This is a genomic window from Gordonia sp. 'Campus' (assembly GCF_022206305.1).
GTDB lineage: Bacteria > Actinomycetota > Actinomycetes > Mycobacteriales > Mycobacteriaceae > Gordonia.
The window spans coordinates 1-17781 of the sequence record NZ_JAKOIW010000017.1 but is presented as its reverse complement, the minus strand read 5'-3'; the positions used below and the strand labels follow the sequence as shown (position 1 = coordinate 17781).

Genomic DNA, 17781 nt, shown 5'->3' with positions numbered 1-17781 from the left:
GCGCGGTGGGTTACATTTCAGCGTGTGAGCGAACTCGACGAGCGCGAGCGCGCCGGTGGCTAACCGTCTGCGCCGACGTTTCGGCGGAACCGAGCTGGCCAACCGACCCGACCACGCGTTGGTCGGGGTCGTCCGCATCCCCGAACTCCAACAGAGTCCGAGCCGGGCGATCGGCAGGCGAGTCTTCTGGGCGACGCTGGCGCTGCTGTTCACCTCGGTCGTCGTCTGGCTGGACCGCGCGGGGTATCGCGACGCGCAGAACAACGAGTTGTCGTACCTCGACGCGCTGTACTACTCGGCGGTGACCCTGTCCACCACCGGATACGGCGACATCACGCCGATCACCCCGTTCGCCCGATTCATCAACCTCGTCATCATCACGCCGCTGCGTGTGCTGTTCCTGATCGTGCTGATCGGTACCACTCTCGAGGTGCTCACCGAACGGTCCCGGCAGGCGCTCAAGATCCAGCGTTGGAGGAATACCGTGCGCAATCACACCGTGGTCATCGGCTACGGCACCAAGGGCCGCACCGCGGTCGACGCGATGCGCGGCGACGGCATCAAGCCCGCCGACATCGTCGTCGTCGACGCCGACGCCACGGTGCTCGAGGCGGCCGCGTCCGACGGACTGGTCACGGTGCGCGGCGACGCGACGAAGTCCGACGTCCTGCGTCTGGCCGGCGTGGCCCACGCCTCGAGCATCGTGGTGGCCACCAGCCGTGACGACACGGCGGTCCTCGCGACGCTCACGGCTCGCGAACTCAACCCGCGGGCCAAGATCGTCGCGTCCATCCGTGAGTCGGAGAACACGCATCTGATGCGCCAGTCGGGCGCCAACTCGGTGGTCGTGTCCTCGGAGACGGCGGGCCGTCTGCTCGGCATCGCGACGATGACCCCGTCGGTGGTCGAGGTCATCGAGGACCTGCTCACCCCGGACGCCGGCTACGCCATCGCCGAACGCGAGGTCGATCCCACCGAGACCGGGGGATCGCCGTCCCACACGCGCGACATCGTGCTCGGTGTCGTGCGCAACGGGGTGCTGCATCGGGTGGACGACAGCAAGGTGGAACAGATTGAGGTGGGCGACCGACTGCTCTACGTCCGCAAGAGTCCGAACGACGACTGACCGCACGCGACACCCAGCCCGAAAGGCCCTCGCCACAGTGCATTTCGACCTTCCCGAACCGCCCCTGCTGTCGCGCGCAGTGTTCGACCGCGCCGACGCGATACGCGACGATGCCCCGCGGATGGCCGCCGGTTGGCCGACGGCGAAGGTGTTGCTGATCGATGCGGCGGGCCGATATCCGGTCACCGACTCCGGTGCGCTGCACTGGGTCGCGGCCACGACGGTCGCCGACGCGCCTCCGTCGGATGCCGTCATCCTCGGCTTCGACCCCGCGGGCGCCCACCTGTGGACGCGCCGGGTGGACCACATCGACGGCCCCACCGACGATGCCCGCCGCGGTGCCACCCGGCTGTCCGCCGACGAGGCCGGCCTGCTCGCCACCGCCCTCGGCATCCTCAACTGGCATGAGACGGCCCGACATTCACCGGTCGACGGGTCGCCGACCCAGCCTGCGCGCGGCGGATGGGTGCGGCGCAGCGTCGACTCCGGACGCGACGAGTTCCCGCGGACGGATCCGGCGATCATCACCGTCGTCCACGACGGCGCCGACCGGATTCTCCTGGGCCGTCAGGCGGTGTGGCCGGACGGCTGGTACTCGACGCTGGCCGGTTTCGTCGAACCGGGGGAGTCCCTGGAGCAGTGCGTGCTCCGTGAGGTGCACGAAGAGGTCGGCATCGTCGTGCGCGAGCCGAGGTATCTGGGCAGTCAGCCGTGGCCGTTCCCACGGTCGCTGATGCTGGGCTTCGCGGCGCTCGGCGACCCTGCCGACGAACTCGCGTTCCTCGACGGCGAGATCGGCGATGCCCAGTGGTTTCACCGCGACGAGGTGCGTGACGCGCTGTCCCGGGGCGACGGCTGGTCTCGCGTCGACGCACCCACCGAGTCAGATGCACCGCGACTACGGCTGCCCGGATCGATCTCCATCGCCCGGTCGATGATCGAGGCGTGGGCCTCGCACGAGATCGCGGGGTAGCAGCGCCGGGGTCAGACGCCCAGCTTCGCCTTCACGTCGGTCACCGAGGGATTGGTGGCGGTGGTCCCGTCGGCGTAGAGGACGGTCGGCACCACGTGATTGCCGCCGTTGACGCTGCCCACGAACTCCGCGGCGTCGGGGTTGAGTTCGATGTCGATCTCCTGCCAACTGATCCCGCTGCTCTTCAGTCCGCGCTTCAGGCGGGCGCAGAAACCGCACCACGACGTCGTGTACATCGTCAGCTCGCCGGAGTCGGAGGTGCGGGCGCCTGCGTCGTCGTCGATCACGTTGCTCATGGCTCCCATAACACCACGGCCCGAGTCCGTGTTCCCGTCGACGGGGCCGTCGCCGGGAGTGCAGCGTGTGGCCGGCACCTCGGGATCGCCCGTCGGGCGGCGTCGGTGGTTGGTGACATAGTGGACGCCGTGCCCCACCCGACTTCTGCCACGAGACCCGAGTCCCTCGAGCGTGCGGCAACGGTGGCGGGCCTCGATCCCGAGCAGAGCGCGGCGGTGCTCGCACCGCGCGGTCCGGTCTGTGTGCTGGCGGGCGCGGGGACGGGTAAGACCCGCACCATCACGAGGCGCATCGCGCACCTCATCGACACCGGACAGGTCAACCCGGGGCAGGTCCTCGCGGTCACGTTCACCGCTCGTGCCGCGGGGGAGATGCGCACCCGGCTGCGGAGTCTGGGCGCAGGCGGTGCCGGGGCCGGCGGAAATGTCGTCGCCCAGACCTTCCACGCGGCCGCGATGCGGCAGCTCCGTTACTTCTGGCCGCGGGCGTTCGGCGACGCGCGGTGGGAGCTGCTCGACAACAAGTTCCCGCTGATCTCGCGCGCTGCACGGCGTTCCGGTCTCGACACCGCGACGGACACCCTGCGGGACCTGTCATCGGAGATCGAATGGGCAAAGGCGTCGCTGATCTCGCCGGAGAACTACGTCGAGGCCGTCGGACGCCTCGGTCGCGAATCGCCGGCGCCACCGTCGAAGGTGGCGGCCGCGTACGGCCACTACGAGGATTCGAAGGTCTCGCCCGACGGTGATCGTCTCCTCGACTTCGACGACATGCTGATCTACATGACCCAGATCCTCACCATCGAACCGGGCGCCGCCGACGAATTCCGTTCGCGCTACCGCTGTTTCGTCGTCGACGAATACCAGGACGTGACGCCGGTGCAGCAGGGTCTGCTCGACGCGTGGCTCGGCGAGCGAGACGACCTCACCGTCGTGGGCGACGCCAACCAGACGATCTACACCTTCACCGGTGCCTCACCGAACTATCTGCTCGACTTCAGTCGCCGGTTCCCGGAGGCCACGGTCGTCCGGCTCGAACGCGACTACCGCTCGACCCCGGAGGTCGTCGACCTCGCCAACCGGGTGATCGGCGCCGCGCGCGGCCGGATCGCGGGCACCCGCCTCCGTCTCGTCGGCCAGCGCCCACCCGGTCCGGCACCGCAGTTCGCCGAGTACGACGACGAGCCGGCCGCCGCGACGTCGATCGCCATCGAGATCAAGCATCTGATCAGGTCGGGTGTCGCACCGTCGGAGATCGCGATCCTGTACCGCGTGAACGCCCAGTCGGAGAACTACGAGCAGGCTCTGACGCAGGCGGGCATCCCGTATCAGGTGCGCGGTGGTGAGGCGTTCTTCGCGCGGACCGAGGTGCGCCAGGCCATGCGGCAGCTCGCCGCGGTGGCCGGCCGTGAGGTCAAGCCCGACGTCGAGACCCTCGATGTGGTCCGCGCCGTGCTCGGCGAACTCGGACTCACCGAGGAGGAGCCCTCGGGTGCCCAGGCACGCAGCCGTTGGGAGTCGCTGAAGGCGCTGGTGCAGTTGACCGAGGACATGATCGCCGAGAACGCCGAGTTGACGCTGCCGGAGCTGTCCGCCGAGCTGGCGTCGCGCGCGGAGGCCCGTCACCCACCGACCGTGCAGGGCGTGACCCTGTCGTCGCTGCACGCGGCCAAGGGTCTGGAGTGGGATGCGGTGTTCCTGGTGGGTCTGACGGACGGTTCGCTGCCGATCAGCCAGGCCATCAAGGGGTCCTGGGAGGACGTCGAGGAAGAACGCCGACTGTTCTACGTGGGTGTGACGCGAGCCCGCGTCCACCTCCACCTGTCGTGGGCCCTCGCACGCAACGAGGGCGGGCGGGCGCGTCGGCGGTCACGCTTTCTGTCCGAGCTCGTCCCCGACGACTCCCCGGCCTCACCGATCGCGAAGGAGCGCACGCCGCGCCGCGGTCCGACATGCCGGGTGTGCGGCTCACGGCTGATGGACTCGACGGCGACGCTGCTCGGTCGGTGTGCGGGATGCCCGTCCGATCTCGACGAGGGCCTGCTCGTGGCACTCAAGGAGTGGCGACGCGGTCGCGCCGCCGACAAGAAGGTGCCCGCGTTCGTCGTCTTCTCGGACAAGACGCTGATCGCCATCGCCGAGCAGCGTCCCACCGATACCGCTGCGCTGGTGTCGATCTCGGGGATCGGCGCGAAGAAGGTCGACGAGTACGGGGAAGACATCATCGAACTCGTCAAAACCGCAGGTCAAAAATAGGTTGTGCGGTTTCCGGCCCACCGTTTACTCTGATTCCCGTCAGTACGGGGAATGGGTGGTGTGCGTCCGTCACGCCGCTCGTCCACAGCTCGAACGGAAGCCACCGAGACCAGAAGGGAGCGAATCAGTGAACGGAATCATCGTGCGCCAGGCCGGCATCTGCCTGCCTGCGGCCAAGCCTGATCAGGCAGCCGTCGCGTATGCCCGTCGCAATCGCTCCTGGATGTCGGCAGGCCGCGCATGCGCGACCGTCGAACACCCGGTCGCCTTCCATGCGGAGGTTCTGCCTCTGGCGGCAGCGACGAGCGCAGCGCGCATCGCACCGCCGAAAGCAGCAGTAGCACCAGCGCCGCAGCGATTCCCCGTTCTGTTCCGAAGTTCTCGGAGCTAGACCTCCGAGACAAATTCGGGCCACGGGCGAATCGCGCAGGCGAAACCCGTGGCCCTCTTTCTGTCTTCCGTTCACACCCCGATCCCGGGGTGTCGGCACAGAACCACATCGAGGACTCGGGTCCAACACCCCAAACGAGCAGATGTGGAGAATCCAATGACTGTCGAATGCGTCCTCGAGTCCTGTATGTCGGCGGACCGCGCAGCGACCGCCCGGCTCGACCTGCCCTGCCAGGTGACCGACGCAGATCTGTGGTTCGCCGAGGATCCCCGTGACCTGGAGCGCGCCAAGGCGATGTGTGCCGAGTGCCCGCTGCGGACCCAGTGCCTGCAGGCGGCACTCGATCGAGCCGAGCCCTGGGGCGTGTGGGGCGGCGAGATCTTCGAGCGCGGAACCGTGATCGCGCGTAAGCGTCCTCGCGGCCGGCCGCGGAAGAACGTCGCGTGACGACAACGCCGGCGCCGCGAGCAGATGCTCGCGGCGCCGGCGTCGGGCATTGTTCCGTGGGCTGTCAGTCGCCCAGGCCGGGCACCCACTCCTCCATGATCGCCCGATACGGCGCGTGTGCCTCGAGCTGCGACGCGATGCCCACGCACCCGCCGAGCACGCGGAACACCATCACGAACCGCTTGGGCACGTTGAGATTTCGCGAGGTCTTGTACACCTCACCGCGGACATCGGTGGCCTTGCCCGCCGCGCGCTGCATCCATTTGCGGGTGAAGTGGAAGGACTCGGAGTACAGCGGATCGACGTAGGGCCGAAGGTAGGCCTCGAGGTCTTCGCTGGTCACCTTCGACGCGTGCGAGGGGCGGATGAACTCGGCCGCGACCATCAACTCTTTGAGCTCGTCGTACTTCTTGTCCCGGGCCAGGCGCAGGATCGGCCCGGTCTCGGGCGGGAGCCCGTCGGGGTAATGGCCCACCGCGCCGAAGTCGAGGACCCCGAATCGGCCGTCGTCGGCGATGAAGAAATTGCCCGGGTGCGGGTCACCGTGGAGCAGACCCACCCGATACGGGGAACTGACCTCGAACTCGGCCATCTTCGCCGCGGCGTCGTCCCGGGTCGGTTGATCGCCGGTGGTGATGATCTTCGACAGCGGGACGCCGTCCACCCACTCCGACACCACGACCTTCGGCGCGCTCGCGACCACCTTCGGGATCAAGAAGTCAGGATGACCGTCGTAGACCTTGGCGAAGGCGCGCTGATTGTCGGCCTCACCGAGGTAGTCGAGTTCGGCCTCGGTCCGGTCGATGAGCTCGTCCATCATCGCCTTGACATCGGTGCCCGGCGAAAGCCGTTGTAGCAGACCGGACATCCGCGAGAGGGTCTTCAGGTCGGCCTTGAGTGCGTGGTCGGCGCCGGGGTATTGCACCTTGACGGCGACCTCGCGGCCGTCCGACCACACGCCCTTGTGGACCTGTCCGATCGACGCCGATGCGGCGGGCTCGTCGGAGAACTCCTGGAACCGTTCACGCCACCGCGTGCCGAGTTGCTGGTCGAGAACCTTGTGGACCTTGGCGGCCGGCATCGGGGGCGCGTCGGCCTGGAGCTTGGTGAGGGCTTCGCGGAAGGGTTCGCCGAACTCGTCCGGGATGGCGGCTTCCATGATCGAGAGGGCCTGCCCGACCTTCATCGCGCCGCCCTTGAGCTCGCCCAGCACCGCGAAGAGCTGCTCGGCGGACTTCTCCAGAAGCTCCTGGTTGACCTCGTCCTTGTCTCTGCCGACCATGCGCTTGCCGAAACCCGCCGCTGCGCGCCCGGCCATACCGATGGGGAGCGACGCCAGTTTCGCGTTGCGACGACCCTGCCCCCGAGTGATGTCGGTCATAGCTTCCTTTCCGCGTCACACAATAGACGACCTGACCCGTGGATCCCCCGCGGGACGACAATCGCAGTCCGGGTGCGGTGACCACCGCGTGATGTCGAGCCGAGCCGGATCATCGCGAAACTCCAATACCCGGTTCAACAGCTGCGGCTCGGGTCGCGCACCTCGACCCGACGCCTGCCCGCCCACGGCGGTCAGCAGCCGCTCGATCTGTCCGTGCGCGATCGTAGCGGTGGTGGTCACGACTGTAGGCGCTGCATGTCCGGCGACACGAATGAGCTGGACCGCCAGGGCGGGCCAGTCCGGGTCCGCGTCGGACCGGTGTCGGTCGGCGCACATCAGACAGCTCGACAGGCCGGGCAACACCAGGGGCCCGACGATGCCCACGCCGTCCCGCGTCCGGACGAGCAGATGCGGTATGCGGGCACGTGTCAGGGCGAACACGACCTGGGGGTCGTGGATCACGAAGTCGGTGAGCACCACCAGATCGGTGTCCATCACATCGAGCGTGCCGTCCGTCCGTCGGCGCATGGTCCGCCGTGCGGGGATCCCGGCCCGTCCGAGTGACGCGATGAGCTGATCGCCGATCGGGCCCTGGCCGTGGATCAGCACGCGAAAACTGCTGTGCTGCAACTCGTGGTCGAGAACGGTCCGACCCGCCGCGACGAGACCGCGCAAGACGGTGTCGAGGTCGTCGGCCTCCACTCCGATCCGGCGTGCTCGACGGAGCAGAGCGTCGTGGTCGCACGGGTCCGCCAGTGATCGGAGCAGCTCCGCCACGGAGTGCGCCGAGATGCTCGGATCCAGCTCGAGAAGCAGACTGCCGGCCGGGTCGAGTCCGACCCTCACGATGTTGCCACGCTGCACGAGGATCGGCGTCCCCGGCAGGAGCCTGGGGACGTCCGTGGACACCGCGGGCGTGGTGGTGGCGCGGACCGGAGCCGTGGCGGTCTCGGTGTGAGCGAGCGACATGCGGCAACTCTGCCAGCGACGAGGCCGTCTCGGCGTCGTCGAAGCGGGTTATCCACAGCATGGGCTGAACCATCCGAGGTTGTGCAGATCCACCACCGCGGCGTCGGGGTCTATGACCCGCTGGGCTCCGAACCGTCGCCACCATCGGCCTTCCGTCCGTCCTGATCGTCGGCGGCGCCGCGCGCCCGTTCGTCGGCGATCGTCTTCTCGAGCTGTGCGATGGGATCGTCGAGTTCGTCACCGCTGAGCAGCCGGTCGATGAAGCCCGCCGGGTTGTCGAGATCGTCCGAGTCGGGCAAGAGGTCGGGGTGGGCCCAGACCCCGTCGCGGGTCGCGAGGTCGGTCGCCTCGAGCGTCCGGCGCCACAGTTCCGAGGCCTCGCGGACCTTCCGGGGACGCAGTTCCAGGCCCACCAGAGTCGCGAAGGTCTGTTCGGCGGGGCCACCGGACGCCCGTCGACGACGCATCGTCTCGGTGAGTGCCCCGGTACTCGGGATGCGGTCTCCGAGAGCGTGGGTCACGACCTGCTCGACCCAGCCCTCGATGAGGGCCAACAGCGTCTCGAGACGGCCGAGGGCCGCCTTCTGCTCGGGCGTCGTGGTCGGTTCGAATGAGGTCGACGAGCTGATGAGCTCCTCGAGTTTCGAAGGGTCGGAGAGCAATTGGGCCGGGTCGATGCCGGAGGTGGCGTCGGTGATCCCGCTGAAGTCGATGCTGATCCCGCGGGCGTATTCCTCGACAGTGGTCAGCAGTCGCTGGCGCAACCAACCCACATGGCTGAACAGGCGGACGTGTGCGGCCTCACGAGCGGCCAGGAAGACGATGATCTCCTGACCGGGCTGTTCGAGTCCCTCGGCGAACTTCGCGATCGCCTCGGGGAGCAGGACGGCGATGCCCTCCGGTGCGATCGGGAGACCGATGTCGGTCGACGACAGGACTTCCTTCGCGAGCTGCCCGAGACCCTGGCCGAGCTGGGTGCCGAAGGCCATCCCGCTCATCTGGGTCAGCATCCCGACCATCGGGCCGGCGAACTGGGCGGCCTCGGCGGGGAGGTTGTCCTGCCAGGTGCGGGCGAGCTGCTCGGCGACCGGGTTGCACAGCCCCTTCCACGTGTCCATCGATTCCTCGAGCCACTGCACCGGTGTCCACGCCAGGGTCTGCGTCACCCCGCTGGGCAGGGTGGTCGCGTCGTCGAGCCAGACGTCGGCGAGTCGGACGGCATCGACCGATGCCGAGATCTCCTTGTCGAGGATGGGTGTGAACGAGCCGATCTGCTGCCGGGCCAGGTTGGTGGCCACCTGATAGTTCACCGGTCCGTCACCACCGCCGGCCATGCCCGCGCCCATCCCGCTGAACATGCTGCCGAGTTGGGCGAACATCTGACCGATCATGTTCGGGTCGAATGCGGACGGATCGAAGTCCGCGCCCTGGCCCCCGAAGCCCTGGCCGGCACCGAATCCGAACGGGTTGGACCCGCCGAAGGGGTTGCCGCCGGGGTTGCCGCCCGGCTTGTTCTTGTCACCGCTGTTCTTGTCGCGGTCGTCGTCGCCGTCACCGGACGCCGAGAAGCCGAAGGGCAGATCACTCATGGTTCCACCGTACCGCCCGTACAGGGGCCGGACCGGTGCTGACTGTTCGCCCTGCGCGTAGTCGACGGGAGCGCTCGCCGGGTCCCGTCGGGCCCTCCCGTCGGGGCACTATCGTGTGCGGAATGAGTTCGAGCCCTCGCTTCCGAAGGATCGCCACGGCCGCGGTCACGACCGTGATCCTGCTGGCGTTGCTGGTGCTCGGCACGCAGGTGCAGGTGCCCTACGCCGCGCTCGGACCAGGGCCCACGCTGAACACACTCGGCACCGCGAAGGTCGACGACGACGGCAAGATCGTCGAACGCAAGGTCGTGCAGATCGACGGCGAACCCACCGATCCGACGACGGGCAACCTGAACCTCACCACGGTGTCGGTGAGTGACGGGATCTCGCTGTTCCGGGCCCTCGGCATGTGGCTGTCCGGGACCTACGCCCTGACTCCCCGGGATCAGGTGTATCCGCCCGACCGGACCACCGAGCAGGTGCAGCAGGAGAACGCCGATCAGATGACGGGATCAGAGGAGAACGCCACGGTGGCCGCGCTGCGCTACCTCGACCGTCCGACGGCGCTGCGCATCGCGAGCGTCGGCCCCGACGGCCCGGCGGTCGACGTCCTGCGGGCCGGTGACGAGGTGGTGAAGATCGGCGGCGTCGCGGTCGAGACGAGTGCACAGCTGCGCAAGGTCGTGGCCGAGAAGTCCCCGGGCACCGAGTTGCCGGTGGAGATCGTCCGGCAGGGGACACCGCAGACGGTGACGGTCACGGTCGGCGCTCGCCCCGGCAATCAGAAGTCGGGCTACCTGGGGGTGGTTCCCGAAGACGTCAACGCCGATCCCGATCTGGACGTCACCTACACCGTCGGCGACATCGGCGGGCCGTCGGCCGGGTTGATGTTGTCGCTGGCGGTGATCGACCAGCTGAGTCCGGGCGAGCTCACCCACGGGAAGTTCATCGCCGGAACCGGGACGATCTCGGTGGACGGCGAGGTCGGCCCCATCGGCGGGATCACCCACAAGACGCGTGCCGCGCGGGATGCCGGAGCCACGGTCTTCCTGGTGCCGGCTCGCAACTGCGCCGAAGCGGTCTCCGACAGTCCCGAGGGACTGCAGCTGGTGAAGGTCGAGACCCTCGGTGGCGCGGTCGACGCACTCGGTGCGATCGGCGAGGGGCGGCCCGCACCGACCTGCTGACCGGGTCGCCGGGGCGTCGTAGACCTCAGTTGTCGGGCACGTCCGGGACAAAGGTGCCGCGCAGTGCGGCGCGCAGCTCGGTCGCCAGCTGCGGGTGGGTCAGGAGCTCGGGCACCTCCTCGGACTGCGGGCGCAATCGTAGGAGCGCCAGATCGGGTCCGTCGCGCAGGACCCCGACGACCAGGCGGGCGGTGTCGCCGCCCGGCCCGGAGCTGTCGGCCGACACGGTGTAGCGGGGGACGGTGTCCTCGTCGGATTCCGGTGCGGCGGTGACGATCTCCATGGACACCGCAGCGCCGGCGACCATATCCGGCCACCACGCTGTCGACAGGAACGCGTCGAGATCAGCGCACTCCTCCTCGATGGGCGTGAACACCGAGCCGTCCTCGGCGACCACCCCGGGTGCGCGCTCGGCGATCAGGACTGTCGGTACGAGCGCGAACACCACGGGCGGCTGTCCCCAGCCGCGGGTGTCGACGTGCTCCATGATCTCGGACAGAGCGCTGCCGAGGTCGTCGGTGGAGAAACCGCGTGGCGGGTTCGGGTTGTCGGACACCCGCCCATCTTGCACCGGACGCGTCCGTTCCGACGGCGGCACGGCCGGTCGACGGGGAACCGGCACGGGTTCGCGATCGTTGAGGGGGCGCCGAGTGAGTTGGTCACCCGGTGGGTGCCAGTACAGTGGGCACCACGCCCAGCGGGTCGTCGTGCGCGGGTGTTGTCCGGATTGAGAGCTTTGGAGAGTGGGTCTGGTGGGCGTCCGAGGGCCGGCGGGAATGCCGACACTGTCACGCAGGAGCAAGATCATCATCGGACTCGGCGTTGCCGTGTTGGTGCTGTTGCTCGTCGGACCACGTCTGATCGGTCTGGCGACCGACTGGCTCTGGTTCTCCGACGTCGGATATTTCGGCGTCTTCAGCAAGGTGATCTGGACTCGGGTGATCCTGTTCCTCATCACGACCGTCGTCGTGGGGCTGATGATCTTCGGGGCGGTGGCGCTGGCCTACCGGTCACGTCCCGTGTTCGTCCCGACAGCCGGGCCCAACGATCCGCTGGCCCGGTACCGCACGGCGATCATGGGCAAGGTCCGGTGGTTCGCGGTGGTACCGGCGCTGATCATCGGCGCTCTCGCCGGTCTGGTGGCGCAGGGGTCCTGGGCCACGGTCCAGATGTTCCTGCACGGTCAGTCCTTCGGTAAGACCGATCCGCAGTTCAACCTCGACATCGGGTTCTTCGCCTTCGACCTGCCGTTCTACCGATTCGTGCTGAATCTTCTCTTCGTCGTTGTGGTCGTGGCGTTCCTCGCCAACCTGGTGACCCACTACCTGTTCGGCGGCATCCGTCTGGGCCAGGGCGGCGGCACCGTGACCACGGCTGCGCGCATCCAGTTGGCGGTTCTCGCCGGGACCTTCCTGCTGCTGAAGGCGGCGGCGTACTGGCTCGACCGGTACACCCTGCTGTCGAGCCAGCGGAAGGCCGAGATCTTCCCCGGTGCGAGCTACACCGACATCAACGCGGTGTTGCCGTCGAAACTGATCCTGCTCGCCATCGCTGTCATCTGCGCCGTGGCCTTCTTCGCCGGCATCGTGCTGCGCGACCTCCGCGTCCCGGCACTGGCCACCGTCCTGATGTTGTTCTCGGCGTTGCTGATCGGGGTCGGCTGGCCCCTCACCATGGAACAGTTCTCGGTCAAGCCGAACGCGGCCCAGAAAGAAGCCGAGTACATCGAACGCGCGATCACGTCGACGCGTGAGGCCTATGGCATCGGCCCGGACAAGGTCATCACGCAGACGGACTGGACCGCGCGTCCCGCCACCCCGGCGGTCGTCAACAGCGACGTGCCGACCCTGTCGAACGTCCGCATCCTGGACCCCAACGTGGTGTCGCCGACGTTCATCCAGCAGCAGCAGCGTCAGAACTTCTACGGTTTCCCGACCCAGCTCGCGGTCGACCGGTACCGGATCGACGGGGAGCTCCGCGACTTCGTCGTGGCGGTTCGCGAGCTCGACCCGAGCCGCTACCTGGAGAACCAGCAGAACTGGCTGAACAAGCACCTCGTCTACACCCACGGTGACGGGTTCGTCGCCGCTCCGGCCAACCGGGTCAACGAATCCAGGGACGTCAACGACGTCGACGGCGGCGGCGACCCCTTCTACTACGTGAGCGACACCTCGAACTACCAGACCGAGGAGTACAAGCGCGACGCCCCGATCAAGGTCAATCAGCCCCGCATCTACTTCGGCGAGCTGCTGGCGAAGATCGATCCGGACTACGCGATCGTCGGTTCCGACGACGGACAGGCCCGCGAGCACGACATCGGCGACGACAAGTACACCTACCAGGGTCCCGCCGGTGTGTCCCTCGGCAACTGGTTCAACCGCGTGCTCTATGCAGGCAAGTACGCCGAACGCAACTTCCTGCTGTCGGGTGAGATCAACTCGGCGTCGAAGATCATCTACAACCGCGACCCGCGAGACCGTGTCAAGAAGGTCGCCCCGTGGCTGACGGTCGACTCCAAGACCTACCCGGCCGTCATGGAGGACGGGTCGATCAAGTGGATCGTCGACGGTTACACGACGCTCGACAACTACCCGTACTCGCAGCCGACGTCGTTGCAGAGTGCGACCGCCGATGCACAGGACCTCAATCCCGGGCAGACGGGCCGCACCCAGATCAACAAGACGGTGTCGTACGTCCGCAACTCGGTGAAGGCGACGGTCGACGCCTACACCGGTGAGGTCGAGCTCTACCAGTTCGACGCCGACGACCCGGTCCTGAAGACCTGGATGCAGGTGTTCCCGGGGACCGTGAAGTCGCGGGCCGACTTCGACGCGCAGACGTCGCTGCGGGAGCACATTCGCTACCCGGAGGACATCTTCAAGATCCAGCGCTCGCTGCTCACGCGCTACCACGTCGATTCCCCGCAGACGTTCTTCCAGGCCAGCGATTTCTGGTCGGTTCCCTCGGACCCGACAGATCCCGACGCCGACCAGCGAGGACTCGATCAGCCGCCGTACTACTTCGTCGCATCGGACCCCGAGAGCGGTCAGCCGACGTTCCAGTTGACCTCGGTGTTGACCCGACTCAACCGGCCGATCCTCGGGGCGTACGTGACGGTGTCGTCGAACCCGGAGAACTACGGGCAGATGACCGTCAAGCAGTTGCCGGGCAACGCACAGCGGTCGGGCCCCAAACAGGCGTTCAACCCGATGCGTACCGACGGGCGTGTCGCCGATTCACTGAAGTCGCTCGAGAACACCGCGAAGGTGACGTTCGGCAACCTGCTGACGCTGCCGGTCGGCGACAACGGAATCCTCTACGTCGTGCCCATGTACGCACAGGCACAGGGGGAGGAAGCGTTCCCGCGTCTGTTCCGGGTGATCACCCGGTATGAGCCGGCCGAACGCGAAGCACGCATCGGCTATGCGCCGACCACCGCCGAAGCGCTGCGTCAGGTCGGGATCACTCCTGCCGCAGGGGTGGTGCCCGGTGAGCAGACGCCGACCGATCCCGAACCGTCGGCGGGTTCCGAGAGCACGCCCCCGACGCCGAATCAGCCTCCGCAGCAGGGGGATTCGCCCGAACGTGACGCCGCCGCGCAAGCTATCGGCAACGCGATCACGGCGCTGCGCAACGCGCAGCAGGGTGGCGACTTCGCCGCTTACGGAGCGGCCCTCGACGAGCTGAGCAAGGCCGTGGAGAGATACGAGTCGCTGCCGGCGAACTGACGCCTGGCCCACCCACCGAGCGCTATGTGCGTGAGGTACCGCTAGCCGCGGTACTTGCGCATGTAGCGCTCGGTCTCGTTGGGGGTGTTGTCGGGCAGCACCGGACTGTGATGATGACGGTGACTCAGCGAGAAGAAGATCGAGACCGCGGCGGCGAATGCGGTCACCATCAGCAGCCCGCACAGGATCGCGGTTCCGACGTGGCCGGCCGCCATGTGGACCAGCCAGAGTGCGGCCATGGCAAATCCGCCGAGCGCCAGGACGAATCCGAGGAAGCTCATCGGGTGGTTGCCATGACTCTCGTGATGGAAGCGATGGGTGGACATGTCTGCTCCTCGACGGTGGGAGATCGCGTGTGCCGAGTGTACGCCGAATGTGACCCACCTCACAGGCGATGGAGTTCGCCGGCTGCCGCCGACTGGTCTGTCGCCACCTGTGGTTTCGGCCGTCGTGTGACCGGCATCACCGGCATTTCCCCAGGTGGGGCGCGGTAGGGATATCGATTTGCATCGCTGACAAACGGGTGTGTAACGTTGTGTTCACCAACGCGGGGTGGAGCAGCTCGGTAGCTCGCTGGGCTCATAACCCAGAGGTCGCAGGTTCAAATCCTGTCCCCGCTACCAACACCAAGAACCCCCGCCCGGGACTCCCGGGCGGGGGTTCTTGCTATGAGCCGGGGCCGGTGCACGGGGGTGTGTCCCGGCGAAACGCGGCCGGCGGGGGAGCGCGACGACGACGCGGCCGGGGTCGGCGTGATGTGGGTTCTCGATCTCGGAAGATCTCCGCGCCGCCGGCCCCGATGCGCGCAATCTCTGACCGGCAGTCTCTGACGGCGCTCGATCCAGGTGTGCGGGCGCGGGGATGTCGGAGATTCCCGAGGTGCGGTTGGCCCGACCGGCATCCTGGGAGTCGACCCGGGCCCGACCGCCGGCGAAAACACACCAAGTCTGCACGGGCGTACCACCTCGGAACGCTTACGACAGCCGCTGACCAGGCGATTTGACGCCGGGGGGGCGCGGTGCGTAACTTATGTCGAGTCAGCGAGCCACGGCGCCGCCCCGGAGGGCCTGAGAGGGTCTGATGGCGGGGAGTTGGAGACCGGGTTTGTCGTTGGCCGCCCCTGATTGTTTCGGTTGGGACATGTTGATGTCTTGGCTGGGTGGTTGGGGTTGCCAGGTCCTTTGAGTTCGGAACTTTTCGGAGTTGCGGACTGCGGATGGGGTCTGGTAGGCTGGAAGAGTTGCCCCGGAGACGGGGTGGCGCGGAAGGTTGACATGCAAGCCTGCTGGTGAGAGCCCTGTAAGGGGTGGGTAGCTGGTGGGTGTGTGTTCTTTGAGAACTCGATAGTGTGATGATGAATTGTCTGATGCCAATTGATGGCATCGAGCATCTATTTTGTGGATGTTGATGTTTGTTTTGTGTGGCGCTCGGCCCCGTCTGGGTGTCACATTTTGCTAGGTTTATTTTGGTCAGGTTTGCTTTCCTGATTGTGTTGAAACACTGGCTCTTTCGGGGGCTGGTTTTGTTTCGCTATTTTTTCATGGAGAGTTTGATCCTGGCTCAGGACGAACGCTGGCGGCGTGCTTAACACATGCAAGTCGAACGGAAAGGCCCAGCTTGCTGGGTACTCGAGTGGCGAACGGGTGAGTAACACGTGGGTGATCTGCCCTGCACTCTGGGATAAGCCTGGGAAACTGGGTCTAATACCGGATATGACCATGGGATGCATGTTCTGTGGTGGAAAGCTTTTGCGGTGTGGGATGGGCCCGCGGCCTATCAGCTTGTTGGTGGGGTAATGNCTGGCTCTTTCGGGGGCTGGTTTTGTTTCGCTATTTTTTCATGGAGAGTTTGATCCTGGCTCAGGACGAACGCTGGCGGCGTGCTTAACACATGCAAGTCGAACGGAAAGGCCCAGCTTGCTGGGTACTCGAGTGGCGAACGGGTGAGTAACACGTGGGTGATCTGCCCTGCACTCTGGGATAAGCCTGGGAAACTGGGTCTAATACCGGATATGACCATGGGATGCATGTTCTGTGGTGGAAAGCTTTTGCGGTGTGGGATGGGCCCGCGGCCTATCAGCTTGTTGGTGGGGTAATGGCCTACCAAGGCGACGACGGGTAGCCGACCTGAGAGGGTGATCGGCCACACTGGGACTGAGACACGGCCCAGACTCCTACGGGAGGCAGCAGTGGGGAATATTGCACAATGGGCGCAAGCCTGATGCAGCGACGCCGCGTGAGGGATGACGGCCTTCGGGTTGTAAACCTCTTTCACCAGGGACGAAGCGCAAGTGACGGTACCTGGAGAAGAAGCACCGGCCAACTACGTGCCAGCAGCCGCGGTAATACGTAGGGTGCGAGCGTTGTCCGGAATTACTGGGCGTAAAGAGCTCGTAGGCGGTTTGTCGCGTCGTCTGTGAAATTCTGCAACTCAATTGTAGGCGTGCAGGCGATACGGGCAGACTTGAGTACTACAGGGGAGACTGGAATTCCTGGTGTAGCGGTGAAATGCGCAGATATCAGGAGGAACACCGGTGGCGAAGGCGGGTCTCTGGGTAGTAACTGACGCTGAGGAGCGAAAGCGTGGGTAGCGAACAGGATTAGATACCCTGGTAGTCCACGCCGTAAACGGTGGGTACTAGGTGTGGGTTCCTTTTCACGGGATCCGTGCCGTAGCTAACGCATTAAGTACCCCGCCTGGGGAGTACGGCCGCAAGGCTAAAACTCAAAGGAATTGACGGGGGCCCGCACAAGCGGCGGAGCATGTGGATTAATTCGATGCAACGCGAAGAACCTTACCTGGGTTTGACATACACCAGACGCGGCTAGAGATAGTCGTTCCCTTGTGGTTGGTGTACAGGTGGTGCATGGCTGTCGTCAGCTCGTGTCGTGAGATGTTGGGTTAAGTCCCGCAACGAGCGCAACCCTTGTCCTGTATTGCCAGCGGGTTATGCCGGGGACTTGCAGGAGACTGCCGGGGTCAACTCGGAGGAAGGTGGGGATGACGTCAAGTCATCATGCCCCTTATGTCCAGGGCTTCACACATGCTACAATGGCTGGTACAGAGGGCTGCGATACCGTGAGGTGGAGCGAATCCCTTAAAGCCAGTCTCAGTTCGGATTGGGGTCTGCAACTCGACCCCATGAAGTCGGAGTCGCTAGTAATCGCAGATCAGCAACGCTGCGGTGAATACGTTCCCGGGCCTTGTACACACCGCCCGTCACGTCATGAAAGTCGGTAACACCCGAAGCCGGTGGCCTAACCCCTTGTGGGAGGGAGCTGTCGAAGGTGGGATCGGCGATTGGGACGAAGTCGTAACAAGGTAGCCGTACCGGAAGGTGCGGCTGGATCACCTCCTTTCTAAGGAGCACACAACGACACATGTTTCGTGGGCGTCTGTTCTGCGGCGTGTGTGTGTTCGAGGGTGAAACATCAGACA

At 66.2% G+C, this 17781-nt stretch carries 12 protein-coding genes, 1 tRNA gene and 1 rRNA gene; 8 read left to right on the top strand and 6 right to left on the bottom strand.

Features of this window, described 5'->3' with window-relative positions; genetic code table 11:
* The first annotated feature begins 55 nt into the window (after positions 1–55).
* Positions 56–1126, top strand: coding sequence for a TrkA family potassium uptake protein (locus MAY35_RS17215; RefSeq protein ID WP_238422520.1), 1071 nt, complete (start codon positions 56–58; stop codon positions 1124–1126).
* A 37-nt stretch (positions 1127–1163) separates the two neighbouring features.
* Positions 1164–2099, top strand: a complete 936-nt coding sequence (nudC, locus tag MAY35_RS17210) for an NAD(+) diphosphatase (RefSeq protein ID WP_238422519.1) — start codon at positions 1164–1166, stop codon at positions 2097–2099.
* Between the two features lie 11 nt (positions 2100–2110).
* Here nudC and MAY35_RS17205 read toward each other — a convergent pair whose 3' ends face one another.
* Positions 2111–2395, bottom strand: a complete 285-nt coding sequence (locus MAY35_RS17205; protein WP_238422518.1) for a mycoredoxin — start codon at positions 2393–2395, stop codon at positions 2111–2113.
* A 129-nt stretch (positions 2396–2524) separates the two neighbouring features.
* Between MAY35_RS17205 and MAY35_RS17200 the strand changes: the two genes are divergently transcribed.
* Positions 2525–4651: an ATP-dependent DNA helicase UvrD2 gene (locus tag MAY35_RS17200; RefSeq protein WP_238422517.1), complete on the top strand. Its 2127-nt coding sequence runs from the start codon at positions 2525–2527 to the stop codon at positions 4649–4651.
* Between the two features lie 547 nt (positions 4652–5198).
* Complete coding sequence (locus MAY35_RS17195; protein ID WP_281063144.1) at positions 5199–5489, top strand: WhiB family transcriptional regulator; 291 nt, start codon at positions 5199–5201, stop codon at positions 5487–5489.
* A 64-nt stretch (positions 5490–5553) separates the two neighbouring features.
* Here the strand turns inward: MAY35_RS17195 and MAY35_RS17190 are convergent, their stop codons facing one another.
* The 3 genes from MAY35_RS17190 to MAY35_RS17180 form a co-directional block, all read right to left on the bottom strand.
* A complete protein-coding gene (locus tag MAY35_RS17190) occupies positions 5554–6870 on the bottom strand; it encodes an AarF/ABC1/UbiB kinase family protein (protein ID WP_238422516.1) in 1317 nt (438 codons plus the stop codon).
* 15 nt (positions 6871–6885) lie between these two features.
* Entirely contained in the window at positions 6886–7839 is a 954-nt protein-coding gene (locus MAY35_RS17185) for a hypothetical protein (RefSeq protein WP_245404218.1), read from the bottom strand.
* A gap of 110 nt (positions 7840–7949) precedes the next feature.
* Positions 7950–9428, bottom strand: coding sequence for a zinc-dependent metalloprotease (locus MAY35_RS17180; protein ID WP_238422515.1), 1479 nt, complete (start codon positions 9426–9428; stop codon positions 7950–7952).
* Between the two features lie 122 nt (positions 9429–9550).
* Between MAY35_RS17180 and MAY35_RS17175 the strand changes: the two genes are divergently transcribed.
* Positions 9551–10615, top strand: coding sequence for a PDZ domain-containing protein (locus MAY35_RS17175; protein ID WP_238422514.1), 1065 nt, complete (start codon positions 9551–9553; stop codon positions 10613–10615).
* 25 nt (positions 10616–10640) lie between these two features.
* Here MAY35_RS17175 and MAY35_RS17170 read toward each other — a convergent pair whose 3' ends face one another.
* Complete coding sequence (locus MAY35_RS17170; RefSeq protein ID WP_238422513.1) at positions 10641–11171, bottom strand: PPA1309 family protein; 531 nt, start codon at positions 11169–11171, stop codon at positions 10641–10643.
* A 220-nt stretch (positions 11172–11391) separates the two neighbouring features.
* Between MAY35_RS17170 and MAY35_RS17165 the strand changes: the two genes are divergently transcribed.
* Complete coding sequence (locus tag MAY35_RS17165) at positions 11392–14343, top strand: UPF0182 family protein (protein ID WP_238422512.1); 2952 nt, start codon at positions 11392–11394, stop codon at positions 14341–14343.
* Positions 14344–14384: 41 nt separating this feature from the next.
* Here MAY35_RS17165 and MAY35_RS17160 read toward each other — a convergent pair whose 3' ends face one another.
* Complete coding sequence (locus MAY35_RS17160; RefSeq protein ID WP_238422511.1) at positions 14385–14669, bottom strand: hypothetical protein; 285 nt, start codon at positions 14667–14669, stop codon at positions 14385–14387.
* 220 nt (positions 14670–14889) lie between these two features.
* On the opposite strand from MAY35_RS17160, the gene MAY35_RS17155 reads away from it, so the two are divergent.
* A tRNA-Met gene (locus MAY35_RS17155) sits at positions 14890–14966 on the top strand.
* 1213 nt (positions 14967–16179) lie between these two features.
* Positions 16180–17702 (top strand): 16S ribosomal RNA (locus MAY35_RS17150).
* Positions 17703–17781 lie beyond the last annotated feature (79 nt).